The organism is Amycolatopsis sp. NPDC051758 (genome assembly GCF_044453095.1).
In the GTDB taxonomy this organism is placed as follows: Bacteria; Actinomycetota; Actinomycetes; order Mycobacteriales; family Pseudonocardiaceae; genus Amycolatopsis.
In genome coordinates, this window is record NZ_JBITCJ010000006.1 from 605126 (window position 1) to 630994 (window position 25869).

Consider the following 25869-nt stretch of genomic DNA (forward strand, 5'->3'; position numbering starts at 1 on the left):
CGGGGATCAGTGCCCGAGGTGGATGTCGTTCGACGCGATGTCACCGATGTGCAGGTTGCCCAGCGCGTTGTGGCTGACGTCCGACACGTCGGAGACCACGTCGTGCACGGCCGAGCCGTTGCCGCTGGCGATCTCGCCGACGGCGCCGGTGACGTTGTGCTCGACGTTGATGCCGGTGGCGTTCGTCACGACGTTGGTGACCTCGCCCAGCGGGCCGTGGCCGCCGCTGTGGTGCTCGCCACCCGCGGAGTGCGTGGACGCGAGGTCGCCGGCGCCCTGGAGGATGCCGGAGAAGTCGCCGATGTGGCCGGTCAGGCCGCTCACGGTGTCGCTGACGCCGAGGCTGTCGGTGACGCCGGCGACGTTGGCGGTGACGTCGTGGACCTCGGCGTTGGAGAGGGCGAGGACCTGGTGCGCCTCGGCGGTGCCGAAGGCGGCGACGTGGGTGGCCTGGTCGACGGCGCCGGCGACCACGCCGGACTCGTTGTCGGTCAGGTAACCCGGGGCCGCGGTCAGGTTGCCCAGCGCGGCGGAGTCGAGGCCACCGGCCAGGTCGCCACCGATGATCACGCTGGTCACGTTGCCCGCGAGCGCGGTGACGTTGCCGGCGTTGGTGATGTCGTTCACGCCCGGCAGCGTGTCGAGGCCCGGGACGGTGGGCAGCTCGCCCACGACGGGGAGCTCGCCGACACCGAGGTCGCCGACACCCGGCAGCGTGGTGGCCGGCAGGCCGAGGCCCGCGGTGAGGGCGGTGAGCTGGTCGATCGCACCCTGGATGCCGGAGGCGTCGGTGCCCACCGGGGACAGGTCGCCGACGACCGGGAGGCCGCCGACGGCGGGGAGGCTGTCGACCGGCACGTAGTCGAGCACCAGCGGGATGACCTCGTGCACGTCGGCGGCGCTGACGTCGCCGAGCCCGGCGGCGGAGAGGGCGCCCTGCGGGTCCGTCCCGAAGGCCGCGAGGGCGGTCGGGTCGTTGAGCAGGTTCAGGGCGAAGTCGTGCAACGTCTGCACGGAGTCCATGGGGTTTTCTCCTGGTCCGGTGGTTCGGGGGACGGCATCGGCTGCAAGAACCGGTGCTCCGACATCAAGGTAGGGAGACCGTCCCCCACCGCACATCGGGGATCACTCCGAGTTGCAACCCAGTCAGCCGATAGGGGATCGATATGTCATCGTTAGGGAGTTAGGGGCTCATCCGAGACGCACACAGTTGGGTTAAATCCCTCCAACCACTTGCTTGACTAACCCGTTTGGGTGAGGATGCCCCGAGCCCTAGGGGGATTTTGATCCCCTGATCGGCCCCGCGAGGTGAGGAGGATGCGCCGTTGCCCTACGTCCTCGGGATCGATGTGGCACAGGGGCGGACCCACGCCGCGACCTGCCGCCGTCAAGGCCCCGGCTGGGGCGAGCCCGAACCCCTCTGGCTGGGCGAGCGGTCCCCCGCCGCGGCGTCCGCGCTCTTCTTGGACGACGAGGGGTACCTGCTCACCGGGGACGCCGCCGCGCAGGCGGGCGCCCAGGTGCCGTCGCGGCTGCTCACCGGCTTCCACCGGCGGATCGGCGACGACGTGCCGATGGTCGTCGAAGGGGAGTCGTTCCCGCCCGAAACGCTCACCACCGTGCTCGTCGAAGGCATCGCCGAGCACGCCGCGAACCTGTTCGGCGGGCCCCCGCACCACCTGGTGCTGACCCACCCCGGGGACTGGGGCGGTTACCGCCGTGACGTGCTGCGGCGGGCGCTGGCCGAGGCCGGGTTCACCGCGGTCACGCTGGTCCCCGGCTCGATCGCCGCACTCGGCGCGCACCTGCCCGTCCCCGGTCCCGGCGCGCAGGTCGCCGGGGTGTGCGAGTTCAGCTCCGACGGGGTGAACGTCACGCTGGCCACGGCCGCCGGCGCGAGCGGCTGGCTGCCGGGCGCGACCGCGGAAGGGGTCGCCCCGGCCGCGGCGCTCAGCACGCTGTTCGCCCTCGCCGGCGCGGCCTCGACCTCCCCCAAGGGACTCGCCGGAGTGGTGTTCTGCGGCGAGGTCCCGCCGCACGCGCTGCCGGCCCGCCCGCCGTGCCCGGTGTTCGCGGGACCGGTTCCGCCGGCGACCACCGCACTCGGCGCCGCCGCCGTCGCGACGCTGCGCGCGGACCACCGCATGGCCCCGCAGGAACCCCCCGCCGTCGAAACCACCTTGCTCCCCAAGGTGGACACGCTCGGTGAGCTCGGCGAGCGCCCGCCCCGGCCCCCGGTCGACATCGCGCCGTTCGAACTGCCCGAGCGCACCGGCCCGATGAACCTGTTCCGGCGGCGGCGCCCCCTCGCCGCCGCGATCCTGGTGCTCGCCGCGGCCGTTTCGGCCGTGCTGATCACCGTCACCGCCCGCGAAGCCACCGCCGGCCCCGACCAGCCCCCCGCCCCGAGTCACTGCGCCGCCCCCGGCGCCCCCTCCGGTGAAGGTCACTGTTGAACACACTGCTCACGCAGGTCTCCCCGGCTCGCTCCGTCCCCGTGCACCCGGCGGCCCGGCAGCTGCTCGACCAGGTCGCCGCCGACCCGGCCGCGCCGCTGCGGCTCGCCGTCGTCGCCCCCGGCGGGTACGGCAAGAGCGTGCTGCTCGCCGCGCTCGACCGCGGCTTCCGCGAGGCCGGCGTCCACGCCCTGCTCGTCGACGACGCCGACCGGCTCGGCCCCGAACAGCTCGAGGAGCTGCTCGCCGGCGCGGACGGCCCGATCGTCGTCGCGCACCGGCCGGCCGCGGTCGCGGCGGGCTGGACGCTGCTGCAGCTCGGCCCGCTCGGTGTTGAGGAAGTCGCGCAGCTGATGTCGTCGCTGACGGGTTCGCCCGCCGACCCGGCGACCGCGGCCGAGCTGCACACCGCCAGCGGCGGGGTGCCGCGGCTGGCCGAGCGCGCGATCCTCGGGCGGCTGGAGGAGTTCCGGCCCGAGCTCGACGAGCTCGACGACGACGTGCTGCGCTACCTGATCGCGGCCGAAGCCGGCGCCGGGCGCAACCTCGACCTGCTGTGCGCGCTGCTGGACCGCGGCCCCGACGAGCTGCCCGCGATCGTCGACGGCGCCCGCGCGACCGGCCTGCTCGCCCCGGACGACACGCTGCTGCCGCTGGCCGAGGCCGCCGTCCGCGACTTCGGGCCGCCCGCCCGCCGGCTGACCACGGTGCAGCGGCTGGTCGAGCTGCAGCTGGCGAACGGCCTCCCGGTGCTCGACCTGGCCCGGTCGCTGCTCGGCACCGGCAGCTCCGGCGCGTCCGCGGCGGCCGCGTTCGCCGCGGCGGCGGGTGAAGCGCTGCCGGTCGACGCGCGGCTGGCGACCCAGCTCTTCGAGGCCGCCGCCGAAGCGGGCGACCGCTCTTCCGCCGTCACGGCGGGGTGGGCGCGCGCGGCCGCGTTGTCCGGCGACCTCGACACCGCACTGCGGCTGGGTGACGGGATGCTCGGCGCGGACGACCCCGAAACCCGCGCGGCCGGCGCGGAAATCGCCGCGACCGTGCTGGCGCACCGCGGCGAGCTCGCTCGAAGTGCGGAGCTCTACCACTGGGCCGGGCGCGGCGGCGCCGACGCGTTCGCCGCGACCGCGCTGGTCGGCACCGGCGACCTCGACGGCGCCCGCCGGCTCCTCGACTCCCCCTCCCCCGGCGTCGCGCCGACGCTGTTCGCCGGCGCGGCGACCCGGATGGCCCGCGGCATCACCGACTCGGTGGCCGGCTGCGCGACCGAGACGTTGTCCACCCTGCTCGGCGCGGCCACGATGCTGGAACCCGCGCTGGGCGGCACGCTGCTGCCGGACAGCCCCGCCGCGCTGGCCGCGCTCGCCGCCCTGCACACCGGGGAGCTGGCGCTGGCGGAGTCCGTGCTGAGCCGGGCCCTGGACGGCCGCACCGGCGGCGATCTGCTGGCCGTGCGGCACCAGCTCCTGCTGGGCTGGGTGGCGATGACGGCGGGGGACCTCGCCAAAGCGGCGGAACATCGCGACGCCGTCGCCGGGCAGACCCTGGAAGCCCGCGACGAGCTGTTCTTCGCGACGCTGGAGCTCGGCCTGGCGCGGCGCGCCAGCGACCTCGTCGGGCTGCAGCGGTCGTGGAACCGCGCGTACCAGGCGTCGATGCGGCAGCAGGTCGACCTGTTCACGCTGCTACCGCTGGGCGAGCTGGCGATCGCGGCGGCCCGCACCGGCACGTTCCCGAAGCTCGCCGGCCAGCTCGAACGCGCCCACGGCCTGCTGGCCCGCCTCGGCGAGCCTCCACTGTGGACGGTCTCACTGGTCTGGCACGAGCTGCACGCGGCGATCACGCTGGAAGACACCGAGGCGGCGAAGGCGCACCTGGCGACGTTGACCACGCACGCCCACTGCGGCCGCCACCCGAGCGCGCTGGCGACGGCCGCCCAGGGCTGGCTCGCGGTGCTGGGCGGCACGTTCGACCCGGACACGATCTCCGCGGCGGCGGCCGAGCTGCACGACCTCGGGCTGCGCTGGGACGCGTCACGGCTGGCCGGCCAGGCGGCGATCCGCACGTCCGACCGCAAGGCGATGGTCCAGCTCCTGGAGGCGGCCCGCCAGTTCCAGGGCACGGCCGCCCGCCGCGACCCGGGCACCACCGAGCCGGCGGCGGGCGGCACCGGCCTGGCGGCGCTGAGCGAGCGTGAGCTCGAAGTGGCGCGGCTGGTCGTCGACGGGCTGACGTACAAGCAGGCCGGCAGCAAGCTGTTCATCTCGGGCAAGACGGTGGAGCACCACATGGCCCGGATCCGCGGGAAGCTCGGCGCGTCGGACCGGAGGGAGCTGCTTTCGACGTTGCGAGAGCTGCTGTCGCGGCCCGACGCCCCCTAGGTCAGCGGGCGTTTTCGGCGCGCCACGCGAGGTAGTCGGCGACCGCCGCGGCGACGTCGAAGGCCGGCGCGAAGCCGGTGTCCTCGACGAGCCGCGTGATGTCGAGGTAAGGGTCTTCACCGGGGCCGCCCTGGCGTCCGGGCAGCGCGTCGAGCCGCAGGGCGTCCGCGAACTCCCGGAAGGTGAACGGGCGGCCGCTGGAGACGTTGTAAGTGTTGTGCCGCAGGGTTTCCGTGGTCATCAGGAGCGAGATCGCACGCCCGGCGTCGGGGGCGTAGCAGCAGTCACCGCCGTCGTCGGCGTACAGCGGCTTCGGCTCCTCACCGCGGAGGACGGCGCTGATGTAGCGCGGAATCGGGAAGAACGGCGACTCCGGGTCGATCACCGGTCCCCAGATCGTCCCGATCCGGAGCACGACCGGCTGGACGCCGCTGCCCGCGAGGCTGTGCGTGGTCAGCGGTTCGACGGCCTTCTTGAAGGCGATGATCAGGTGCGGCAGGTCCGCGGTGGGCAGCGCGAGCTCCTCGTGCCAAGGGATCTCGGACCGTCCGATGTAGACGCCGACACTGCTGGCGACGGCGAACCGGCGAACACCCCAGGCGCGCGCGGCGTCCAGCGCGTTGAGCAGGCCTGCGGTGTCCGTGCGGAAGAAGCCGACCGGATCCTCGCCGGGGATGGTGCCGGCGAGGTGGACGATGTCGCCGATGTCGTGCCGGGCGCCGAGGGCGAGGAAGGCGTCCCGGTCGGTGACGTCGAGGGTTTCCACGGTGACCCGCCCGTCGAGGAACGAGGGGACCTCGGTCCGCCGGTGCCCGGTGACGACCACCTCCCGCCCGAGGTCGGCGAGCGCGCGGGCGGTGTGGGCGCCGATCATGCCCAGCCCGCCGGTGACGAGGATCTTCATGGTGCTCCTTCAGATGGCTTGGGGGAAGTCGAAAAACCGGTGCGGGTCGTAGGCGGCCTTGATCTCTGCCAGCCGCCGGAGGTTGCCCGCGTGATAGGCCGCCGGCGCGTCGTCCAGCGCGAGGTCGGGAAAGTTGGGATAAACGCGTCCCGACCCGTCGGCGTGGGCGATCGCCCAGGACCGCTCGACCCACGGGGCGGCGCCGACGTGCTCGAGCAGGAAACGCTCGTTGCGGTGCGCGAAGGCGGTGGCGTCCTCGGCGACCCGGTTGTAGGCGCCGCCCATCGCGGTGAAGGCGAGCTGGCGCGGGCCGGTCGTTTCGGCCAGGAGCGCGGCGAGGGTGTCGCCGGACATCGTGCGGGAGAAGAACTCCGACCGGATCCGGCGTCCGGGCTGTTCGATGCCTTCAAAAGTCTGCTTCAGCTGGTGGTACGGCAGCCCGGCGCGGACTTCGACGGGCAGTTCGGTGAGCTCGCTGAGCAACTCGCGGGTCGCCGCTTCGTCGAGGATGGACGCGCCGAAAAGCGTGGCCCGGAGAGGCTCGGTGTCGATCGTGAGGTTCACGGTCAGCTCGTCCGGGGCGTCCGGCGCCCAGTCTTGCCATGCCTTGACCAGGTCCTGGACTCCGGCTTCGCCGACGTGCGCCTCGATCCGGACGGCGACCGGCTCTGGGACGGTGGCGAACCGCAGCTCGGTCACGACCCCGAACTGCCCGCCACCCGCCCCGCGAAGAGCCCAGAACAGGTCCGGTTCACGGTCGGCGTCGCAGTCCACGATGGTGCCGCTGGCGAGCACCAACTGGGCGCCGACGAGACGGTCGCAGGTCAGTCCGTATTTCCGGCCGAGCAGGCCGATCCCGCCGCCCAGGGTGAGCCCGGCGATGCCAACGGTAGGCCCGCACCCGGCGGGCAGCGTCCGCCCGCGTGCGTGCAGAGCGGCGTACACCTGCTTCAGGCGAGCGCCGGCGCCGATCGTGGCGATGTGGTCGTCCACGGAGATGCGGTCGAGGCCGGACAGGTCGAGCACGATCCCGTCGGTGGAGGAGCGGCCCGCGAAGCAGTGTCCACCGCTTCGTAGGGCGACGCGATCTCCGGCGGCGTGCGCGTATGCGACGGTGGCAGCGACGTCGTCAACCGAGCAGCACCGGACGACAAGCCGGGGGCGGACGTCCCAGTAGGCGACGTTGATCGGCCGCCGGATCGCTTCGTAGCCCGGTGAGCCGGGGGTGAAAACGTCTCCGTCGAGCGAGGCGCGGAAGGCGGCCAGGTCGGGCACGGGCTCGACCCTAGGAGCGGTGCCGATGGCGGGTCTTGAACGAATCGCGCAGATCAGCCCCGAGCGGCTGTCGGCTTCGCGGCTTCGCCGCTTCGCGCGCGGTTGGGAGGGCTTCGCGGGTGTTGGGAAGGGCATCACACGTGATTGGACGGGCATCGCGCGTGTTTGAAGGGGCATCACACGTGATCGGGCGGTCGACTCGCGTGATCGAAGGGTCGATTCGCGTACCTGGAAGGTCGGTTCGCATACCTGGACGGTCGGCTCGCGTACCCAGACGGTCGGCTCGCGTACCCAGACGGTCGGCTCGCGTACCCAGACGGTCAACTCGCGTACCTGGACGGTCGGCTCGCGTACCCAGACGGTCAACTCGCGTACCTGGACGGTCGGCTCGCGTACCCAGACGGTCGGCTCGCGTACCTGGAGGGTCGGCTCGCGTACTCAGGTGGACGACTCGCGTCGCGGGACCGCGCGGGGTCAGGGTTGGCGGCGGGGGTGGGAACTGAGTGGGGTCAGGCTTGGAGGGGTTGGTGGCGGCGGGTGGCGAGGAAAGGCCCGTAGGAAGCTGAGTGGTCGTGGCCGCAGGCGCAGCGGTCGAGGGTGCCGCCGAGTAGCCGGCTTGGGGTGAGGCCGGTCAGGCGGAGGCACTCGCGGCTCAGGTGGGCCTGGTCGGCGTAGCCCGTGTCGACCGCCAGGCCCGCCATGCCGTCCGCGCCTCGCCGGCCCGAGGCGGTGGCGCCCGCCTGGGCGAGGGCCAGGAAGCCCTGGAAGCGCAGCGTGCGCTGCAGGACCTTCGGGCTCAGCCCCACCGTCTGCAGGCAACGGCGGCGCAGCTGGCTCGCGGACAGGCCCAGGTGCCCGGCCAGGCTGTCGATGTCGACCGGGTTCCAGGGCATCAGCGCCTGTACGGCCGCACCCACCAGCGGATCGAAGCCGGCCGTGGTGCGGAACTCGCGTACGAGGTGGGTTTGCAGGAGCATGAGCGCGCGCTCGGGTGTAGCGGCCAGTGCCATCGTCTCCACCAGGCGGTCGGCCGGGCTTCCCCACAGCTCCGCCAGGCCCGGACGCTCGTCCACCAGGTCGTCGAGCACCGTCGGCAGGGGCGGGGCGGCGCCCGGGTGGAACCGCACGCCGACGAGGGTGGTGTGCGCCGGGATGACCTCGACCACCGGGCCGGTCAGCGGACCCAGCAGCTGCGGACGGCCGCCGAGCGGGAAGTGGATCTCGATCCCGCCCGTCGGCAGGTGCCGCTGCACGTACGCGGTCGCGCCGGTGCGCTGGATCCAGACGGTGCGCACCAACGCCGCCAGTTCCGGCAGCGGCGGACGCTCGACGTAGGACTCCACCCCCGCACTGAAGCGTCCGGGCGGAACGGCGTCAAGGTTCAGTCGCGGCTGGGGCCGAAGCGTTCGGTGCGGATGCGGTGCGGGTCGTGGCCGAGGGCGACCAGGATGTCCGCGACCGTCTCCACGAAGCCCGTCGGGCCGCAGACGAAGCACGACGCGCCGAACTCCGCCGGCCAGCCCGCCGTGTTCAGCGTCGCGACGTCGATGCGCCGCGGGATGCCCGGGCGGCCTTCGGGCTGCTCGCGCGTGTAGACGTACGTGACGTCCAGGCCCGCCACCGGCGTCCGCAGCTCCTCGGCGTAGTACAGCTCGGCCGGGGTGCGCAGCGAGTAGATCAGCTTGAACGGCGTGCGGACGCCGGCCGCACGGCGGGCGCGGACCATCGCCATCAGCGGCACGATGCCCGAACCGCCGGCGACGAGCAGCACCGGCGCCGGATCGGCGGGCCGCCAGACGAACCAGCCGCCGACCGGCCCGCGGATCTCGACCGGGTCCCCGACCGAGTACGGCCCGGCGAGGTGCTCGGACACCTCACCGTCGGCGACACGCTGCACTGTCAGCTCGATGCGATCACCGTCGGCGGGCGCGGCGAGTGAATAACTGCGCTGCGCGCGGTAGCCGTCGGCGGCGGTGAGCCGGACGTCGACGTGCTGCCCCGCGAGGTGCCCAGGCCAGCCGGGCAGGTCGAAGACGAGCGTGCGGGCCGTCGGCGTCTCGTCGCGGTACTCGGCCAGGCGGGCGACCCGCCAGGCTAGTCGCCCTGATACCGCTGTTCGCGCCATGGATCCCCGTAGTCGTGGTAGCCGACGTTCTCCCAGAAGCCCGGCTCGTCCCGGGTCTTCAGCTCCAGCCCGCGCACCCACTTCGCGGACTTCCAGAAGTACAGGTGCGGCACGAGCAGCCGCGCCGGACCGCCGTGCTCGGGGGTGAGCGGCTTGCCGCCGTACTCGTAGGCGATCCAGGCCTGGCCGTCGAGCAGGTCGGCCAGCGGCAGGTTCGTCGTGTAGCCGCCGTAGGAGTGCACCATGACGTAGTCGGCCGCGGTGTCGAGCCCACCGACCAGCGTGTCCACCGCGACGCCGCGCCACCGGGTGTCCAGTTTGGACCACTGGGTGACGCAGTGGATGTCCACAGTGGGCTTCTCGCTGGGCAGGGCCATCAGCTCGGCCCAGCTCCAGGCGTGCTTCTCGCCGGTCTCGGTGGTGACCGTGAACTCCCACGTCTCGGTGCGCACCCGCGGAGTCGGGCCCGCGGAGAGCACGGGGAAGTCCTCGGCCAGGTACTGCCCGGGTGGCAGACGCGGGTTACCGCTGCGCGCGCGGCCCTCGAATCCCGGTGTCACGACGCCCATGCAGCCTCCCTCCGGCCTTTTCGGCAGCCTACGCCCGGACCCGCAGCCCGAGCGACGTGACGAGCACCGCAGCCTGTTCGGGTGACACGATCGCGCCGGCCAGCTCGGCGTTCACCGGATCGAGCGCCGAGAGGTCACTGCCCCGCAGATCGGCGCGCGGCAGTTTGACCGCGTGCAGCATCGCGCCGGACAGGTCGACGTCGGCGAACACCGCGTCGGCGCAGTTCGCCCCGGTCAGGTCGGCCTCCCGCATCCGCACCTGGTGGAAGGCGACCGACCGCAGGTCGGCGCCCGGCAGCCCGGCGAACGACCAGTCGCCGCCAGTGACCCGAAGCGGACGCAGCTCGCACTCGCTGAACGTGGCGCCGACGAGCTTGCACCCGGTGAACTCGGCGTCGAAGAAGTTGCACCGCTTGAAGGCGCAGCCGGTGAAAGCCGAGTCCAGATGCCGGGACGCGTTGAAGCGCACGTTGCCGAACACGCAGTCGGTGAACACCGAGTTCCGGGTGACCGCCTCCGAGAAGTCGACCTCGAGGAACTCGCACCGCACGTAGTGCCGCCCGGTGATCTCCTCCCCGTACCAGTCGTCACGGGCGAACCGCTGCTCCTCGACGGGATCTTGCGTGCCATCGGACATCCGGTCAGGCTAGCGGCAGTTTCCCGCTCCCGAAGGGACCCACGCATGCTCGATGCCCAAGCCGTCCGGGCCGCCGTCCCGATGGCCGCCGCCGTCGACGCGGTGCGGGAGGCGTTCCTCGACCTCGCCGCCGGCCGTTTTGTGGTGCCGCAACGGTTGTCCTTCGGCGGCGGCACGACGCTGGTGATGAGCGCCTGCCACACCCCGACGTCGACGACGGTCGTCAAGACGCTCAGCCTGGTCACCGGCCGCACGCCGACGATCCTGGGCACGCTGGTGTGGAACACGGCCGAGGGCCAGATCGTCGCCGACGCGATCGAGGCGACGACGTTGCGCACCGGCGCGGTGTCCGGCGTCGCAACGGACCTGCTCGCCCCACCCGACGCCCACCGGCTCGCCCTGCTGGGCACCGGCGCCCAGGCCGCCGACCAGGTGCGCGCGGTGGCAGCTGTCCGCCCGGTGGACCGGCTGGCCGTGTTCGGCCGCGACCCGTCCCGTGCTTCGGCGTTTGCGGACCGCCTCGGCCGGGAGTTCCCGGCGATGTCGGTGCGCGTGGCCGCTTCCGCCGCGGATGCGGTGTCGGACGCGGAGATCGTTTGTTGTGCTACTTCATCCGAGACTCCTCTCTTCGCTGTGGATGCGTTGCCGGAACGGGTTCACGTCAACGCGATCGGGTCGTACCTTCCGTCCATGCGGGAGCTTCCCGCCGAGCTGCTGGCCACCGCGGGGTGCGTGGTGGTGGATCAGGTGGAGGCGGTGCTCGAGGAGGCCGGCGAGGTGATCCATGCGGTGGAAACCGGGCTCGTCGATCGTGCGTCGCTCGTGGAGCTGGGTGACGCCTTGCGCACGCCGCCGGAGGTGACCGGGCGGACGGTGTTCAAGTCCGTCGGGCTGGCGGTGCAGGACTGGGCGGTTGCCCGGCTGCTCGGCGGTGCGTGACCCGCGCCTCCGGTTCGCGTGCCCGAACGGTCGGCTCGCGTACCCAGAGGGTCGGCTCGCGTACCCAGAGAGTCGGCTCGCGTACCCAGACGGTCGGTTCGCGTGATTGGGCGGGCATCTTGCGTGATTGGGCGGGCTTCATTCGTGATTTGGCGGGTCTTACGCGTGATTGAGCGGGTATCCGGCCGGTTTGCAGGGGGCTGTGGCGGGCTTACTGGCTGTGCCGAGGGGCCAGCGGAGAGCAACGGTAGCGGCCGAACGGCGCAATCTCGGCCCTGAAGCGTTTGATCGGTCACCCGATCCGGGAATTTTGCGTGCATGTCTCCTTGGCGAACCACCACCAGACGGAACACGGCCGTGCGCGTCATCACGGCGATCGGCGCGATCTTCGCGGGGATCGAAGTCCTCTACATGATCATGGTGCTCGCCGGTGCCAACGCCGGCAACGCCTTCTTCGCTTTCATCAAGTCACTGGCAGTTCCTCTCGCCTTGTTCTGGCCGGGCCTGTTCCCGGTGAACAGCCCCAGCTTGGCTGTGATCCTGGACTTCGGCCTGGCCGCGGTGTTCTGGCTGGTCGTGACCGGCATCATCGCCCGCTTCGCGGGCCGGTGACCGGCGGCGACCCGCTGTTCCACCCGGTCGGCGGACCACCCGCCGTCGCCATCGGCGGTGTCCTTCAGCGACACTGGACGGATGAGCGACGGCAGGTGGTTCGACGGCTGGTCGCCCTGGCCTGAGCTGGCCGGGCTGGCCGCGGCCGGGCGTTCACTGCTTCCGAACGTCCCGGTCACGCCGGCTTCCTTGGTGCGCACCGTCACCGAGCAGCTCGTCGGCCGCAGGCTGACCACGAAGGTCGACAACCGCGAGGTCGGTCTCACGCTGACCGAACTCGACTACCCGGCCGACAGCCTCCGGCTGGCCACCGGCCGCATCGGCGACGTCCGGATCGTCGCCGAGGACGTCGACTGGCCCGAGCCCGACGGCGGCAGCATCCCGCTGCGCCGGGTCACCGTGCTCGCCGAAGACGTCCGCCTCCGCTCGCTGCCCACGCCGGCCGCCAAGCCCGCCCGCGTGGAGCTGCTGATCGCGGTCTCCGCGGACGTCCTGCGCGAACGGGTGGCGAAGGTCCGCCCCGGGATCGTCGCGGCCCCGGCGGAAAGCGGGCTGCTGCAGATCCACTGGGCCAAACGGCCGCACTGGGGCCATCTGACACTCGAGGCCCAGGTGGCCGACGACGCCGTGGTGCTCGTGCCCCGGATTCTCCACATCGGACAGAAAGAGCTCCGGCCACCGAAGCGCTTCCAGCCCATCGTGCTTCCCCTGCCGGAGCTCCCGCAGGGCATAAAGCTGACGAAGGTCGAACCACGGCATGACGAGCTCGTACTGCACACAGTGGCGGAGGAATGGCCGGAACGGCTTTCCCGCATCCCCCTGCCGGATCTGTTGAGCTGGCTGACCACCGCCGCGATGACCCTGACCCTGCCGAAGCTCGGCGCGCGTTCATGACTTCCCCTCCCTGGTGAGCCGGACACCATCGAAGTTACTCGAACGCGCGTTCGAACGTCATCACTCACAAGGGTAGAGCCGGAACTCAGCCGTCCCGATCCCGCAAGTACCGGGTGTGATCGGCCTGCCGGTCGACGTCGGCCGAATAGAACCGCTCGGCCACCCGGTGCGCCTCGGCCTCCAGCAAACCCAGCTGTGCCACCAGTTCCTCCTCCGCACCCGCCCGCCGAGCCGCGAACCACCACGGAAGGTTCAGGTAAGTTTCCAGCGACAGCGGCAAATCCGTCCCCGCCAGCCGAATCACGGCGTGGTGCAGATCAGGATCGGCCGCGAGCCGCGCGGGCCGGGAAAGCAGGTCCGCCAGCACTTCGGCGATCCGCCGTACGGTGTCCACAGTAGACGCAGGCATCCGCGACGACTGCGCGGAAACCGAAGCCACCAAGCCGGCCAAGGACGACCGCAGCTCGGCCGAAGTGTCCGGCACCAGCCGGACCTTCTCCCCCGGCGCGAGCAGCGCACCCGCGGCGTACAGGGCCACGACGACGAAGGGCCAGAACCAGCCGACGACCCCGGTCAGGTACAGCACAACACCGAGCAGCCCGCCGACGCAGCCGGCGAGGTTCTTCGTCGAGCCCAGATAACGCAGCATCATTGGTACCCGCGGATCTCCTGGAACACCTCGGACAGCTGGACGTTCCGCGCGTCGAACACCTTCCCGCCGGTCTGCGCCGCGACCTGGGTCAGCTCGTCGCTGCTGCCCTCCCCGAACAGCACGGTGAACACCGGCACCTGCTTCATCGCCGGCGGCAGCGAGCCGAAGGAGGCCTGGAAGTCCGCCAGCGAAGAGCCGTTCGCATTCTCGCCGTCGGTCATCAGGACGATCGAGGTGAACCGGTCGGGATCACGCGCCGCCAAGGGTTCCAGCACCCGGTAGGCCTCGGACAGGCTGTCGTAGATCGCCGTTCCGCCCCGAGCGTCCAGCCCTTCGGCGAACGCCTTGATCTTCGCCAGCTCACCCGCAGGGTTCTGCTCGGGGACGGTGAACGTCGAAGCCGCCGAGGGCCTGGTGCTGAACGGCAGCATCGTCACCTCCTCCCGGCTCCGGAACCGCCGGTACCGCCCGGTCAGTGAGTTGTCCGCACCGGTGAGCCCGGCCAAGGCACTGCGCAGCGAGGCGATCCGGTCACCTTCCATCGAACCGGACGTGTCCAGCACGTACAAGGTCCGGGACGGCCGGCGGATCTTGTCGAAATAAGCGGACAGCAGCGCGTCCACCGCCTGTTGCGTCGCCGGGAACGGCAGTTCGACGAGGTCGCGCTGCGCGAACTGCGATCCCAGCGCAACCCCGGGAACGACCGGGCGCCGCTGCGTCGTGTCCATGATCTTCTTCTGGACGTCCGGGGTGCGCAGGTAGTCCGAAAGGCGCTGGTGCGCCGAACGCGCGTCGTCGCCGGCGGCAGCCAGCAGCGTCAAGGGGTAGTCCGCGGTGATGACACCGTCGCTCGGGTAGATCAGCTTCAGCGGCTCCGGCAGCTTCCCGGACGCGTTCGCCGACAGCAGCACGGACTCGTAGTTGATCAGCCCGTCGACCTTCTGCCCGGGGTCCTGGCCGGTCGCGCGCCGTGTGTAAGCGTCCGACAGCCAGCCCGACGACCCGGCGGAAAGGGCCTGCGCGCTGAAGAACTGCGTCAGCTGCGGGGTCACCGCGGTGATCTGCTGGGCGTCGATCGCGTTGCCGGCGCCCGCGAGTGCCGACGCCACGCCGACCAGCGCCGAGAACCCCGAGTTCGACGCCGACGGGTCGGTCATCCCGTAGCTGAACGCCTTCTTGCCGGCCTGCGCGGCGATCTCGCCCCAGCCGACCGGCTTCCCGGTCCAGCCGAGCCGTTGCGCCGACGACGCCGACAGCCCCAGCACCACCGGCGAACTCATGATCTTGACCTGATTCCCGAGCCGCTTCGCCGCTTCCGGAATGCCCGCCGGGTAACGGTTCGAAGAGAACCAGACAGCGTCGTACTTGCCGTCGACACTGCCGTTGGCCAGCGACTCCGCGCCTTCGAGGGTGCCGGTGAAGGTGAACTTGACCTTGACACCGGTGGCCTTCTCGGCCTCGTCGAGCACCGGCTGCATATCGGCCAGCTCGCTGCCCGCGAGGATCCTGAGCGTGCCCGGCTCGGGATCCCCCAGCGGCGCCGAAGGCGAGGAGTCGGAACAGCCCGCCAGCAACACCGCGCTCAAGGCCACCAAAAAGAGCTTCTTCATACTTCCCCCTCGTGCGAACGCCGCAGGTGGTCCTCGGCGCGGCGGATCTCGCCGGACAGGGACTCGACCGTGGTCGCCATGGTGCGGACGGCGTCGGCGCGGAAGCCGTCGATCGCGTCGATCGAGGCGTAGATCCGGTCGAACGACGCGCGGATCGTCTCGGTCGCGACCGCCGAGTCGCTGCTCGCCTTGCGGATCTCCGCGGACTGCAGGTCCAGCAGTTCGGTGTTGGCGCGGATCAGCCCGTCGGTGGTCGCCTGCAGCGCGGCCACCTCGTCCAGGACGTCGCGCTGGCTCGCCAGGGCGCCACTGACCAGCAACGCGACGCGCAGCGCGGACACGGTCGTCGACACCGCCCGCTCGACCCCGCGGATCAGTTCGTCGTTGTTCTTGCGCACCAGGTCCAGCGCGAGGTAACCCTGCGCGCTGACCGCGAGCTGGGTCAGCAGGTCCTGGTGCCGTTGCCGGATCGGGTACAGCACGTCTCCGCGCAACGCGTTGGCGCGCGCGGGATCCGTGAAGTCGAAGACGCCGGCCTGCGTCTCGACCGCGCCGTCGACGGCCTCGGCGAAGGCGGCCGCCTCGGCGAGCTTCCCCATCACCTTCCACAGCCGCTCGCGCTCACCCTTGATCGCGGCGTTGTCGCGGCGCAGGACGTCTTGCCGGCCGCGGAGGTCCACGACCAGCGCGTTGACGGGCTCGTTCGCCGCGCGGTAGCGGTCCAGCGCGCGCTTCGCGCCGGCGGCGACCGGGAACATCCCGAGCAGCTTCCGCCCGGTGAGCGGGAGCTTCGCCGGGTCCAGCTCGGCGACCGTGCGGCGCAGGCTGGTCAGACTGGTCGTCACGTGTTCCTGGGGTGACGCCGTGAGCGCCCGGCTCGTGCGGTCCAGCATCGATCCGGCGACCCCGGCGGCGGCCCGCATGTCGGCCTCGCCGACGGCCAGCAGCTCGTCCAGCAGGTCGGTGAACTCCGGTGACTTGACGTCCAGCGCTTCGAGCCGCTCGGTGAACTTCCCAGCGCGAACGGTGATTTCCGACCGTGTGTCGTCGCCGAGCGTGATGAGCCCGGCCGCGCGTTCGGCCGGGATCGGCGCGACCGGCTCGGGCGGGGTGAGGGTGAATTCGTCCATGTCAGTACTGCTTGCCGACGGCGTCGAGCAGGCGCTCGAGCGTTTCGAACGACGGCGGTTCGACGGCGTCCACGAGGTCGGCCGGCGCGTGGGCCTTCGCGGCGACGTCGGCGAACAGCTTCGGGTCGGTGGTGCGGAACCCGAACGTCGCCGCGAGCTTCCCCAGCTCGGGGTCGGTCGCGAGCAGCTGGCCGACCTTGTCGCCGTCCCCCGACAGCGGGACGAGCGTGTGCTTCGAGTACACCGTCGGCGCCGTGTAGACCATGCGCATGTCGGACCGGATCGACCCGTCACCGCGAACGACGCGGTCGACGAACTGCGACTCGTAGATCAAGGCCAGCGGCGTCTTGCCCATCCCCGCGGACAGGTAGTCCTCGAACGGTCCTTCGGTGCTGTTCTGCGTGTACCCCTGGTCGAGGAACAGCTTCGACACCGACGGCAGCACCTTCGCCTCCTGCTCCGGCGAGGTGACGACGGTGTTCCCGTTGGCCACGAAGGAAACGATCGACAGGTACATCGCCGCGGAGTTCGACTCCCGCGGGTCGGTGGTGGTGACCAGGACGTTCTTGCGCGCCGGGTAGGCGGTGTTGCCGGGCAGCTGATCCCAGCGCGTGCCTGCCTTCGCGAGGTCGAGGTACTTCGTGACGTCGAGGACGTCGTAATCGCCGGCCCCCTTGTGCACCACGCCGTTCGCCTTCAAGAGCGACACGATCGGCTCGAAGGTGGCGATCGCCATCGGCGACTGGAACGGCGTGTACACCGTGGTCACCTTGCGGTCGCGCTGGATCTTCTGCGCCGCGGGTGAGGACGACGGGAACGCGAACGCGTACTTCCCGAGGTCGACGGTGGTCGCGATCTGCCGCGAGCCCGCGGTGTCGACCTCGACCTTCAAACCATGGCGAGCGAAGGCGTCGACAACCCGCTGGTCGGTGAAGAACGCTTGCTTCTCCGAACCGATCACACCGCGCACCGTGGTCAGGTCGCCGCCCTGCGCGCTGTTGTCGCCGCGCCCCCAGAAGATCACCGCCACGACCGCGAGCAGCAGCACCACGGCCAGTCCGATCGACACCCGGCGTTTCACGAGCCACTCCCCTCAGCCGCCTTCGCCCATTTGACGCGGGAGGCAGCCGGTTCGAAGTGAACAGCAGGTGAAGGAACGGTCTCAGGTCACGGGAAACCAGGTCCCGGACGCCCATTCCGTGTCGCCCCAGGCTTTTCGCTCTTCAGCACGTGGGTCGAGCACCAGGTCCGTGTCTTCCCGGAAAACCAGCACCGGCCGCAGTTCGGGCCCGTACGGCGGCCAGTCGGGGCCGTCGGCGGACGCGACACCGTCGTGCACGAACCGCACCCAGCACCGGTGAATGAGCAACGCCGCTCGCTCGCGGGCCGGGTTCACGTCGGTCGCCTCCGCGTACAACGGCAGCGGGGTCTTCCACGCCATCGTCGTCTCGGTGCCGTGCCCGCCGTCGAGCTGTTCGGGCACACCGGGCGCCGCGATGTCGATGCGGTAGCGGTAAACGGGGGCGTGCGCGGACTGCGCGTCGGCGAGCCGCTGCGTCGGGATGCCGTAACGCTCGTCGCCCATCGCGGCGATCTTGGCGGACTTGAGGTCCGGGACGCGGCGGAGGTACGTCTCGAGAAGCTGCGAAGCGCCTTCGTCGCCGAGGATCTCGGAGAGGACGTCGTTCGCGGGCGCCGTCGCGATCTCGTCACCGAGCATCAGCGCGTAGGTGCTGCCTTCGTTGCTGTTGCAGCCGACCAGGAGCGGGATCCCGGCCGCGCTGCCGCGGCGGATCGGCTCGATCGGGACCTCGGGCAGCACGCGGGGGTGCAGCGTCGGGCGCCACAGCCACAGCGCCTGGAAGCCGGTGAGGATCCGTTCCTGCGCCTCGACGAACTCCTTGGCCGGCAAGGCACGCAACGATTCGGCTTCGTGGCAGCCGACCTCGTCGAGCAGCCGGCGGGCCAGCGCCGTCCCGGCATCGGGCGTCGCGACGTGGTCCGCGCCGCCGCTGCTGCTGATCGCCTGCGCGAACAACCCCTCACCCAGCGGGCTGCCCATCAGGTTCCCGATGCTCTTCGCCCCGGCCGAAACGCCGTAGACGGTGATCCGCGCGGGGTCACCGCCGAACGCGGAAACGTTGCGCCGCACCCACTTCAGCGCCTCGATCTGGTCGAGCAGGCCGCACACCCCGGCGTCCGCTTCGGCCTCGCCGAAGATCCCGGCGAGGTGCAGGAAGCCGAGTGAGCCGAGCCGGTAGTTGATCGTGACGACCACGATCCCGGCGCGGGCGAACTCCTCGCCGTCGCCGAGCTGCTCGCCGTGGCCGACGCGGTACCCGCCGCCGTGCAGCCAGAACAGCACCGGCCAGCCGCCCTCGGGAGCCGGGCCTTCCGGGGTGCAGACGTTGAGGTACAGGCAGTCCTCGTCACAGACCGCCGAGGGATTCATCGGGTCCGGCGACTGCATCGCGTGCGGCCCGTACTCGGTCGCCACGTGCACCCCGCGGGGCAGGTCGGGCGGCTGTGGCGCCTTCCACCGCAGCGGCCCGACCGGCGGCCGGGCGTACGGGATCCCGCGCCACCGCCGGACGCCGTCACCCGCCAGCCCCACCAGTGCCCCGAGCTCGGTCGTGACCGTCGGGACCGAGGCCATCAGAGGGAGGCCTGCTCTTCGGTCGGGAGGCACACCTCGAACCGTGTGTTCCCGGGCTCGGACTCGACGCGCAGGTCACCCTGGTGCCGCTCGACGACGATCTTGAACGAGATGTCCAGCCCCAGCCCGGTGCCTTCGCCGACCGGCTTCGTGGTGAAGAACGGCTCGAAGATCCGCGGCTTGATGTCGTCGGGGATGCCGGGGCCGGTGTCGCCGATTTCGATGCGCACCTGGTCGTTCTCGCCCCAGGTGCGCAGCGTCAGTGTGCCCTCGCCGCCCATCGCGCCCAGGGCGTTGTCGATGATGTTCGTCCAGACCTGGTTCAGCTCGGCCGGGTACGCCGGGATCTTCGGCAGGCCGCGGTCGTACTCCTTCACGACGCGGACGCCGTCGCCGATCTTGCCGGCGAGCATCACGAGCGTGGAGTCGAGGCCGTCGTGGACGTCGACCCACTGGTGCGGCGACCGGTCCATCTGCGAGTACTGCTTGGCCTTGCCGACCAGCGCGGAGATGCGGGTGGTCGAGTCCTCGATCTCGCCCATCAGCATCTCGGTCTCGAGCGCGTAGGCGAGCCAGCGGACAGCGCCGTCCATGAAGGTGTCGCCGACCTGCTCCAGGACGTTGTCCAGGTCGGCCGTGGTGAGCCCGGCCCGGACGTAGATGTCGGCGAGGTCCCAGCCACCGTCGATGCCGTGGTCGTCGAACCAGTCGCCGATCTCGTCCTCGCGGTCGGCCTGCTGCATCGCGGTCAGCTTCTCCGCCTGCACGACCTGCTTGACCAGGCGTTCCTGGACGTCGATGAGCTGGTCGAGCAGCTCGGGGTCGATGTCCTTCTTCGCCAGGTAGGCGAGCTTGTGCCGCATCCCGGCGACCCGTTCGCGCAGCGCGGACGTCGCCCGCACGGCGGCTGCGGCCGGGTTGTTCAGCTCGTGCGTCAGGCCGGCGGACAGCTCGCCGAGCGCCAGGAGACGGCGGCGTGAGCCGATCACCGTGTCGCTGTTGCGCCAGCCGAGGTACATGCCTTCGAGCAGGTGCGTCGCCATCGGGAACCACCTGCGGAACTCGACGGAGAACTCCTGCGACGGCAGCGCCAGGAACGTGACGTCGGACAGCGCGCGCACCGAAGCGCCGTAGCGGTGGTCGGTGTCCTGGTGCACGAAGAACTGCGTCGCGCCGAAGTAGGCGCCGCGCTGATCGGACCGGTTGGTCTCCACCTCGGTGCCGCTGACCAGCCGCGTCATCCGGATGGCGCCGGTGAGCAGGACGTAGAAGCAGGTGGCCTCGTCGCCTTCGCGGATGACGACGGAGTCGCCTTCGTACTCTTCGAGCACGGCGTTGGCGGCGATCCAGTCCAGCTGGGCCTCGGAAAGGTGTTCGAACAGGAAGAGGCCGCGAAGCTCTTCCCGCGGCAGTGCGCTCATTGTTCCTCCAGGTACCGGTGTACCAGCGTCACGGCCATCGCGCCTTCGCCGACCGCGGACGCCACCCGCTTGACCGACTGGGACCGCACGTCACCGGCCACGAACACACCAGGGATCGACGACTCGAGGTAGTGCGGGTCACGGTCGAGCGTCCACCCCCGCGGGCGCTGCTCGTTCGCCGTCAGGTCCGGGCCGGTGCAGACGAAGCCGTGGTCGTCGCGGTGGATGTCGTCGCCGAGCCAGTCGGTGCGCGGGGCGGCTCCGATGAAGATGAACAGGTGCCCGCTCTCGACCGTCTCGGTGACGCCGTTTTCGCACAGCGTGAGCCGCTCGAGGTGGTCGTCGCCGTGGGCCTGCTTGACCGTGGTCCGGGTGCGGACGTGGATGTTCTCGATGCCGGCGATCTGCTCGATCAGGTAGTGCGACATCGACGCTTCCAGGGACTCGCCGCGCACCAGGATCGTGACGTCGCTGGCGTGCCGGGAGAAGAACACCGCGGCCTGGCCGGCGGAGTTCGCGCCGCCGACGATGTAGACGTGCTCACCCTTGCACTCGGGCGCCTCGGTCGCGGCCGAGCCGTAGTAGACGCCGCGGCCGCTCAGCTCTTCGATGCCCTCGGCGTCCAGTGCGCGGTAGGTGACACCGCTGGCCAGGATCACCGAGTGCGCGGCGATCTCGCTGCCGTCGCCGAAGGTGATCACCCGTGACGAGCCGCGCGCCTCCAGGCCGACGACGTCGCGTGCGGTCAGCACCTCGGCGCCGAACTTCTGCGCCTGGCGCCGCGCCCGGTCGGTCAGCTGCGCGCCCGAGACGCCGTCGGGGAAACCGAGGTAGTTCTCGATGCGCGAACTGGTCCCGGCCTGGCCGCCGGTGGCCTTCTTCTCGACGAGGACCGTGCGCAGGCCCTCGGACGCGCCGTACACCGCGGCGCCGAGGCCCGCGGGCCCGCCGCCGATCACGACGAGGTCGTAGAACTCCTGCGCCGGCCGGGTCGACAAGCCGACCGCGTCCGCGATCTCGCCGCCGGTGGGCTGCTTGAGCGCGGTGCCGTCGGGGGTGACGATCACCGGGATGTCGGCCTCCACGGCGTCCGCGGCCTGCAGGATCCGGCGGCCTTCGTCGTCCTCGACCGAGTACCAGCGGTACGGCACGGCGTTGCGCGCGAGGAAGTCGCGCAGGTGGAACGACGGCGAGTTGTAGCGGTGGCCGATCAGCTTGACCTCTTCGACCGGCTTGTCGCCGACCGCCTTCCAGGTCTCGACCAGCGCGTCGATCACCGGGTAGAGCTTCTCCTCCGGCGGGTCCCACGGCTTGAGCAGGTAGTGGTCGACGTCGACGACGTTGATCGCCTGGATCGCGGCGTCGGTGTCGGCGTAGGCGGTCAGCAGGGCGCGGCGGGCGTGCGGGAACAGGTCCATCGCCTTCTCGAGGAAGGCGATCCCGTCCATCTGCGGCATCCGGTAGTCGGCGAGGATCGCCGCGACGGCGTCACCGCGCAGCTTGATCTCGCGCAGCGCTTCGAGGGCGTCCTGGCCGGAGTCGGCGCGGATGACGCGGTAGTCCTTCCCGTAGCGCCGCCGCAGGTCGCGGGCGACCGAACGGGACACGGCGGGATCGTCGTCGACGGTCATCAGGATCGGCTGGCTCACGAAGTGCAGCCTACGGCGCTGGGTGCCCGGCTGGGGAGGACCGCCGTTTCGGGACCTGGACCCGCTCCAGGTCCTCGGCGACGACGATCTCGCCGTCGAACTCGGCCTTCGCTTCGTCGAGGAACCGCTCCGGCTCGGGGTAGCGCTGGGAAAAGTGCGTCAGCACGAGCTGCCGGACGCCGGACTCGGCGGCGACGCGGGCGGCCTGCCGCGCGGTCAGGTGGCCGAAGTCACGGGCGAGCCGGGTGTCTTCGGCGAGGAAGGTCGACTCGATCACGAGCATGTCGGTGTCCTCGGCGAGCGCGTAGACGGCGTCGCAGAGCCGGGTGTCCATGACGAACGCGAACCGCTGGCCGCGGCGGGGCACGCTGACGTCGTCGAGGCTGGTGTCCCTGAGCCGGCCCTCCCGCTGCAACCTGCCGACGTCCGGGCCTTCGATGCCGTGCTCGCGCAGCCGTTCGGGCAGCATGGTCCGGCCGTCCGGCTCGACCAGCCGGTAGCCGAACGCCTCGACGGGGTGGCTCAGCCGCCGGGCCTCCAAGGTGAGCTTCCCGATGGTGAAGGACCCGTCCTCGGCGATCGGGTGTTCGCGCAGGTCAGCCTGCTCGTAGAACGACGTCGCGTGCCGCAGCCGTTCGAAGTAGTGCGCGCCGGAGGCCGGGAAGTGGGCGTGGACCGGGTGCTTCACCGCGTCCAGCGACAGCCGCTGGATGACGCCGGGGAGGCCGAGGGTGTGGTCGCCGTGGAAGTGGGTGATGCAGATCCGCGTGATGTCGGTGGCCGCGACGCCCGCGCGCAGCATCTGGCGCTGGGTGCCTTCGCCGGGGTCGAAGAGGAAACCCTCGCCGTCCCAGCGCAGGAGGTAGCCGTTCTGGTTGCGGTGGCGCGTGGGCACCTGGCTCGCGGTGCCCAGCACCACCAGTTCGCGGGTCGACACCCCCGCACGCTACTCAGGCGGCGGGGGTGGTGTCCCCCAGTTTCCGCAGCCGGAAGGCCAGCACGAGCAGCATGATCCCGTAGAGCAACGCGTAGATGCCGACGAGCAGCGCGACGCCGTACGCGCCGGCGATCGGGTTGATCACGATGAGGACGCCCGCGATCACCGACAGCGCACCCGCCGCGATGAGGAACGCCTCACCTTGGATCTGCTTGCGCAGCCGGATGGCCGCGGCGATCTCGGCGACGCCCGTGACGATCGCCCAGAGGCCGACCAGCAGGGCCAGGAGCAGCACCGTGATGCCCGGCCAGACCAGCACGAGGATCCCGGCGACGATGCCGAGCGCGCCGAGGATGCCGTAGGCGGCGCGGTGGGCGGCGTCGCCCGGGCGGAAGGCCTGCACCAGGCCGCCGATGCCGTCGACGATCGCGTACACGCCGTACAGGATGGCCAGGACGAGCACGGTGGCGCCCGGCCAGATCAGTGCGAAGAGCCCGAAGAGCACGGCGAACACGCCGCGGACGGCGGCGATCGGCCAGGCCTGACGGGGTTGGACGACGGTGAAAGCTGCGAAGGAGGCCATGAGCCGCTCCTCGGGTGTGGGGCACCCAGTATCGCGGCAAAAAGCCTGGTTGGCGCGATTCACCACCCGTTCGGGCCACATCGTCCACTGTGGCCGGACACATAGGACCGGCGTGCGCCGCGGCCGCCACCACGGCGCACGCCGGTTGCTCAGGGGTAGCTGACCAGGTTGACCGGCTTCGTGCCGGTCGGGGTCGTGGCACCCGTGGTGTTGATGACGTGCGTGATCGTGCCCTGGTAGTTGAGCGACACGGTCACCATGTCGTGGAACTTCACGCCCGGCGTGTTCGGCGCCTCGTAGGCGTGGGCGCTGGCGACCGAGGGGTTGGTGCTGAAGTAGCAGTAGCTGCCCAGCCCCCACGCCTCGTGGCTGGTCACGTTCGGGCCCACCTTGTAGGCGGAGTAGCCGTTCGTGGAGCCGTTCATCCAGCTCGCCTGGTTCGGCACGTCGTAGGGCATCTCGTTCTGGAAGAAGTACGTCCGGCCGCCGTTGCCGTTCCAGACGACCTGCGTCTTCTGGTAGTGCTCGACGAACAGGCCGTACATCGTCACGTTGTTCCCGTTGACGATCAGCCCGGTGTCGGCGGTGTTGGTGTTCCAGCCGACGTTGTTGCCGTTGTCGGCGTGGTCGGCGCGCCAGATCCACATGTGGTCGCCGATCACGTTGCTGCTGTTCACCACCAGGCTGTTCGTCGCCTTGCCGACGGCCGGGCCGCCGATCCGGAAGAACACGTCGTGCAGCGACGTCGGGTTCGCCGCGTGGTCGGCGGTCGAGCCGGCCTGGCCGACCTGCATGAGCGTGTTCGAGTTGGTCGTGCCGGCGTCGATCAGCAGGCCGGCGACCTTCACGCCGTCGACGTCGTCGACGTTCATCGCGGTGACGCCGTTGTCGGGCACGACCGTGGCGACGCCGAGGCCGAGCACGACGGTGTTGGGCCGGGTCACGTGCAGCGCCTGGTTGAGGTGGTAGACACCCGGCGTGACCAGCAGGTTCTTGCCCGCGGCCAGCGCCGCGTTCATGTCCGCGGCGGTGGCGCCCGGCTTGGCGATGTAGAACTGGTCGATCGGCAGCGAGCTGCCCGGCGCGGTGCCGTTCGCCCAGCTCGTGCCCGCGGCGTTGGTCTTCACGCCGGGGACGAACACCTGGTAGTTGCCGGCGTTGTCGATGTAGAGGAACGGCTTCTCGCGCACGACCGGCGTCTGGCCGACCGTGGTGTACGGCGGGGCCGGGAACGTGTTCGCCGGGGCGCCCTGGACACCCGCGAAGACCATGTTCCAGTTCGAGCCGGACCAGCTGCCGAACTGCGAGTTGCGCGAGATCCACTGCTGCTGCGAGCCGGAGCGGACCTGGCCGTCGACCTTCGTGTCGGAGATCCAGCCGCCGCTGGCCCAGCCGCCGTCGTCGAGCTGCAGGTCGCCGCGGACGTGCATGCGGCGGTACGGCGCGGCCTGGCTGACCGCCCAGCGGTCGGTGCCGCCGGTCGGGTTCACGGACAGGTTCTCGGCGCCGCGCCAGAAGTTCTGCGTGGCGTTCTGCGGCGGGAACCAGTCGGCCTCGACGTGCACGGCGCCGTTGATCGTCACGGCGTCCGGGCTCAGCCCGAGGCCGAGCACCTGCGTGTAGAAGCCGACGTTGACGTCGTTGGAGTACGTCCCCGGCTTGAACATCACGGCGTAGCGCTGGCTGCCGAACTGGTTGCGTTCCTGCTGGCTGAAGATGCTGTTGAGCCGGCTCTGGATGCTGGAACTCGACATCGACGGATCGAAGATCACCACGTTCGGGCCGAGGTCCGGCTGGCCGGAGGTCGGAGGAGTCGTGCCACCCACGGGGTTCAGTGTGAACGATTGGGCCGTGGTGCCGTTGCACGAGTACTGCTGGAGCTGGACGGAGTCGGCGGCGGAGGCGCTCGGGACGTCGAGGCACTTCCCGCTGTTGCGGCTCACGAAGTGGTACCGCCCGTTCCCTTCGTCGACGGCCTGCCACTGCTGGTTGGCGCCGTTCGAGTAGGTCCACAGCTGGATGAGGCCACCATCGGCGGTGGAGACGTTGCTGACGTCCCACGCCGCGGCGGCGTTGTTTCGGGTGTTGACCCGGAAGTAGCCGTCACCGGTCGACTGGAACTGCCACTCCTGGGAAGCCGACTGGTTGCAGGAGTACTGCTGCACGACGGTGCCGTTCGCGGTGCCCGCGGCCCGCGCGTCGACACACTTCCCGCTGTTGGCGGCGGTCACCGTGTACCACCCGTCAGGGGTGATCGCGGCCTGGGCCGCCGGCGCCGCCACGACGGTGATCAAGCCCGCGACCAGGGCAGACGCTGCGGAGAGCACCGTCATCACCCGCCGTCTCACCGGACTCTTCATCGAAACCTCCTCTGCCGCGCACGCGGCGTTCTTCGAGCAGGAAACGGCAGAGGCAGGCCCGGTGAAGACGCGGCGTAACGGG

The 25869-nt window shown here is 70.9% G+C and carries 22 protein-coding genes; 5 read left to right on the top strand and 17 right to left on the bottom strand.

The features are described from left to right. Positions 1-6: 6 nt before the first annotated feature. Positions 7-1023 (bottom strand): IniB N-terminal domain-containing protein, encoded by a 1017-nt coding sequence (locus tag ACIA5G_RS30080; RefSeq protein ID WP_395929129.1) that lies wholly within the window; start codon positions 1021-1023, stop codon positions 7-9. A gap of 302 nt (positions 1024-1325) precedes the next feature. Here ACIA5G_RS30080 and ACIA5G_RS30085 point away from each other — a divergent pair, with 302 nt between their 5' ends. Together ACIA5G_RS30085 and ACIA5G_RS30090 are read left to right on the top strand one after the other, a co-directional pair. Continuing rightward, a complete protein-coding gene (locus ACIA5G_RS30085; RefSeq protein WP_395929130.1) occupies positions 1326-2456 on the top strand; it encodes a molecular chaperone DnaK in 1131 nt (376 codons plus the stop codon). Next, positions 2453-4834: a LuxR C-terminal-related transcriptional regulator gene (locus ACIA5G_RS30090; protein WP_395929131.1), complete on the top strand. Its 2382-nt coding sequence runs from the start codon at positions 2453-2455 to the stop codon at positions 4832-4834. The genes ACIA5G_RS30085 and ACIA5G_RS30090 overlap by 4 nt, the downstream gene beginning before the upstream one ends. 1 nt (position 4835) lies before the next feature. Here ACIA5G_RS30090 and ACIA5G_RS30095 read toward each other — a convergent pair whose 3' ends face one another. The 6 genes from ACIA5G_RS30095 to ACIA5G_RS30120 form a co-directional block, all read right to left on the bottom strand. Then, a complete protein-coding gene (locus ACIA5G_RS30095) occupies positions 4836-5738 on the bottom strand; it encodes an NAD-dependent epimerase/dehydratase family protein (protein ID WP_395929132.1) in 903 nt (300 codons plus the stop codon). Positions 5739-5747: 9 nt separating this feature from the next. Next, the gene (locus tag ACIA5G_RS30100; protein ID WP_395929133.1) at positions 5748-7013 is read right to left on the bottom strand and encodes an FAD-binding oxidoreductase; all 1266 of its coding nucleotides are present in this window, start codon (positions 7011-7013) and stop codon (positions 5748-5750) included. Between the two features lie 509 nt (positions 7014-7522). Beyond that, the gene (locus ACIA5G_RS30105) at positions 7523-8356 is read right to left on the bottom strand and encodes a helix-turn-helix domain-containing protein (protein WP_395929134.1); all 834 of its coding nucleotides are present in this window, start codon (positions 8354-8356) and stop codon (positions 7523-7525) included. 38 nt (positions 8357-8394) lie between these two features. Further along, complete coding sequence (locus ACIA5G_RS30110) at positions 8395-9138, bottom strand: ferredoxin reductase (protein WP_395929135.1); 744 nt, start codon at positions 9136-9138, stop codon at positions 8395-8397. Next, on the bottom strand, positions 9108-9707 hold the full coding sequence (locus ACIA5G_RS30115; protein ID WP_395929136.1) for a sulfite oxidase-like oxidoreductase: 600 nt from the start codon (positions 9705-9707) through the stop codon (positions 9108-9110). The genes ACIA5G_RS30110 and ACIA5G_RS30115 overlap by 31 nt, the downstream gene beginning before the upstream one ends. Positions 9708-9735: 28 nt before the next feature. Beyond that, positions 9736-10344 carry a pentapeptide repeat-containing protein gene (locus ACIA5G_RS30120; RefSeq protein WP_395929138.1) on the bottom strand — a complete coding sequence of 203 codons (609 nt, stop codon included), beginning with the start codon at positions 10342-10344 and terminating at the stop codon, positions 9736-9738. Positions 10345-10389: 45 nt separating this feature from the next. Between ACIA5G_RS30120 and ACIA5G_RS30125 the strand changes: the two genes are divergently transcribed. From ACIA5G_RS30125 to ACIA5G_RS30135, 3 genes are all read left to right on the top strand, one after another. After that, positions 10390-11283: an ornithine cyclodeaminase family protein gene (locus tag ACIA5G_RS30125; protein WP_395929140.1), complete on the top strand. Its 894-nt coding sequence runs from the start codon at positions 10390-10392 to the stop codon at positions 11281-11283. Positions 11284-11640: 357 nt separating this feature from the next. After that, the gene (locus ACIA5G_RS30130; protein ID WP_395929142.1) at positions 11641-11895 is read left to right on the top strand and encodes a hypothetical protein; all 255 of its coding nucleotides are present in this window, start codon (positions 11641-11643) and stop codon (positions 11893-11895) included. Between the two features lie 81 nt (positions 11896-11976). Then, complete coding sequence (locus ACIA5G_RS30135; protein ID WP_395929144.1) at positions 11977-12789, top strand: hypothetical protein; 813 nt, start codon at positions 11977-11979, stop codon at positions 12787-12789. Between the two features lie 85 nt (positions 12790-12874). Here ACIA5G_RS30135 and ACIA5G_RS30140 read toward each other — a convergent pair whose 3' ends face one another. The 10 genes from ACIA5G_RS30140 to ACIA5G_RS30185 form a co-directional block, all read right to left on the bottom strand. After that, a complete protein-coding gene (locus tag ACIA5G_RS30140; protein WP_395929146.1) occupies positions 12875-13441 on the bottom strand; it encodes a hypothetical protein in 567 nt (188 codons plus the stop codon). Further along, a complete protein-coding gene (locus ACIA5G_RS30145; protein WP_395929148.1) occupies positions 13438-15051 on the bottom strand; it encodes a substrate-binding domain-containing protein in 1614 nt (537 codons plus the stop codon). Before ACIA5G_RS30145 ends, ACIA5G_RS30140 begins: the two co-directional genes overlap by 4 nt. Then, entirely contained in the window at positions 15048-16181 is a 1134-nt protein-coding gene (locus ACIA5G_RS30150; protein ID WP_395929150.1) for a toxic anion resistance protein, read from the bottom strand. The genes ACIA5G_RS30145 and ACIA5G_RS30150 overlap by 4 nt, the downstream gene beginning before the upstream one ends. 1 nt (position 16182) lies before the next feature. After that, the gene (locus ACIA5G_RS30155; RefSeq protein WP_395929152.1) at positions 16183-17262 is read right to left on the bottom strand and encodes a hypothetical protein; all 1080 of its coding nucleotides are present in this window, start codon (positions 17260-17262) and stop codon (positions 16183-16185) included. 81 nt (positions 17263-17343) lie between these two features. Further along, entirely contained in the window at positions 17344-18837 is a 1494-nt protein-coding gene (locus tag ACIA5G_RS30160; RefSeq protein ID WP_395929155.1) for a carboxylesterase/lipase family protein, read from the bottom strand. Then, positions 18837-20258, bottom strand: coding sequence for an ATP-binding protein (locus ACIA5G_RS30165; protein WP_395929157.1), 1422 nt, complete (start codon positions 20256-20258; stop codon positions 18837-18839). The genes ACIA5G_RS30160 and ACIA5G_RS30165 overlap by 1 nt, the downstream gene beginning before the upstream one ends. Further along, on the bottom strand, positions 20255-21907 hold the full coding sequence (locus tag ACIA5G_RS30170; RefSeq protein ID WP_395929159.1) for an FAD-dependent oxidoreductase: 1653 nt from the start codon (positions 21905-21907) through the stop codon (positions 20255-20257). Before ACIA5G_RS30170 ends, ACIA5G_RS30165 begins: the two co-directional genes overlap by 4 nt. Before the next feature lie 10 nt (positions 21908-21917). Continuing rightward, entirely contained in the window at positions 21918-22844 is a 927-nt protein-coding gene (locus ACIA5G_RS30175; protein WP_395929161.1) for a ribonuclease Z, read from the bottom strand. Between the two features lie 13 nt (positions 22845-22857). Beyond that, positions 22858-23427, bottom strand: coding sequence for an HdeD family acid-resistance protein (locus tag ACIA5G_RS30180; RefSeq protein WP_395929163.1), 570 nt, complete (start codon positions 23425-23427; stop codon positions 22858-22860). A 149-nt stretch (positions 23428-23576) separates the two neighbouring features. Then, positions 23577-25787 carry an RICIN domain-containing protein gene (locus ACIA5G_RS30185; RefSeq protein WP_395929165.1) on the bottom strand — a complete coding sequence of 737 codons (2211 nt, stop codon included), beginning with the start codon at positions 25785-25787 and terminating at the stop codon, positions 23577-23579. Between the last annotated feature and the right edge of the window lie 82 nt (positions 25788-25869).

Excerpts from the sequence above, each read along its gene's own strand:
- ACIA5G_RS30080 (WP_395929129.1), bottom strand. The coding sequence starts at position 1,023 with ATGGACTCCGTGCAGACGTTGCACGACTTCGCCCTGAACCTGCTCAAC.
- ACIA5G_RS30095 (WP_395929132.1), bottom strand. The coding sequence starts at position 5,738 with ATGAAGATCCTCGTCACCGGCGGGCTGGGCATGATCGGCGCCCACACC.
- ACIA5G_RS30110 (WP_395929135.1), bottom strand. The coding sequence starts at position 9,138 with ATGGCGCGAACAGCGGTATCAGGGCGACTAGCCTGGCGGGTCGCCCGC.
- ACIA5G_RS30115 (WP_395929136.1), bottom strand. The coding sequence starts at position 9,707 with ATGGGCGTCGTGACACCGGGATTCGAGGGCCGCGCGCGCAGCGGTAAC.
- ACIA5G_RS30120 (WP_395929138.1), bottom strand. The coding sequence starts at position 10,344 with ATGTCCGATGGCACGCAAGATCCCGTCGAGGAGCAGCGGTTCGCCCGT.
- ACIA5G_RS30125 (WP_395929140.1), top strand. The coding sequence starts at position 10,390 with ATGCTCGATGCCCAAGCCGTCCGGGCCGCCGTCCCGATGGCCGCCGCC.
- ACIA5G_RS30135 (WP_395929144.1), top strand. The coding sequence starts at position 11,977 with ATGAGCGACGGCAGGTGGTTCGACGGCTGGTCGCCCTGGCCTGAGCTG.
- ACIA5G_RS30140 (WP_395929146.1), bottom strand. The coding sequence starts at position 13,441 with ATGATGCTGCGTTATCTGGGCTCGACGAAGAACCTCGCCGGCTGCGTC.
- ACIA5G_RS30145 (WP_395929148.1), bottom strand. The coding sequence starts at position 15,051 with ATGAAGAAGCTCTTTTTGGTGGCCTTGAGCGCGGTGTTGCTGGCGGGC.
- ACIA5G_RS30150 (WP_395929150.1), bottom strand. The coding sequence starts at position 16,181 with ATGGACGAATTCACCCTCACCCCGCCCGAGCCGGTCGCGCCGATCCCG.
- ACIA5G_RS30160 (WP_395929155.1), bottom strand. The coding sequence starts at position 18,837 with ATGGCCTCGGTCCCGACGGTCACGACCGAGCTCGGGGCACTGGTGGGG.
- ACIA5G_RS30165 (WP_395929157.1), bottom strand. The coding sequence starts at position 20,258 with ATGAGCGCACTGCCGCGGGAAGAGCTTCGCGGCCTCTTCCTGTTCGAA.
- ACIA5G_RS30180 (WP_395929163.1), bottom strand. The coding sequence starts at position 23,427 with ATGGCCTCCTTCGCAGCTTTCACCGTCGTCCAACCCCGTCAGGCCTGG.
- ACIA5G_RS30185 (WP_395929165.1), bottom strand. The coding sequence starts at position 25,787 with ATGAAGAGTCCGGTGAGACGGCGGGTGATGACGGTGCTCTCCGCAGCG.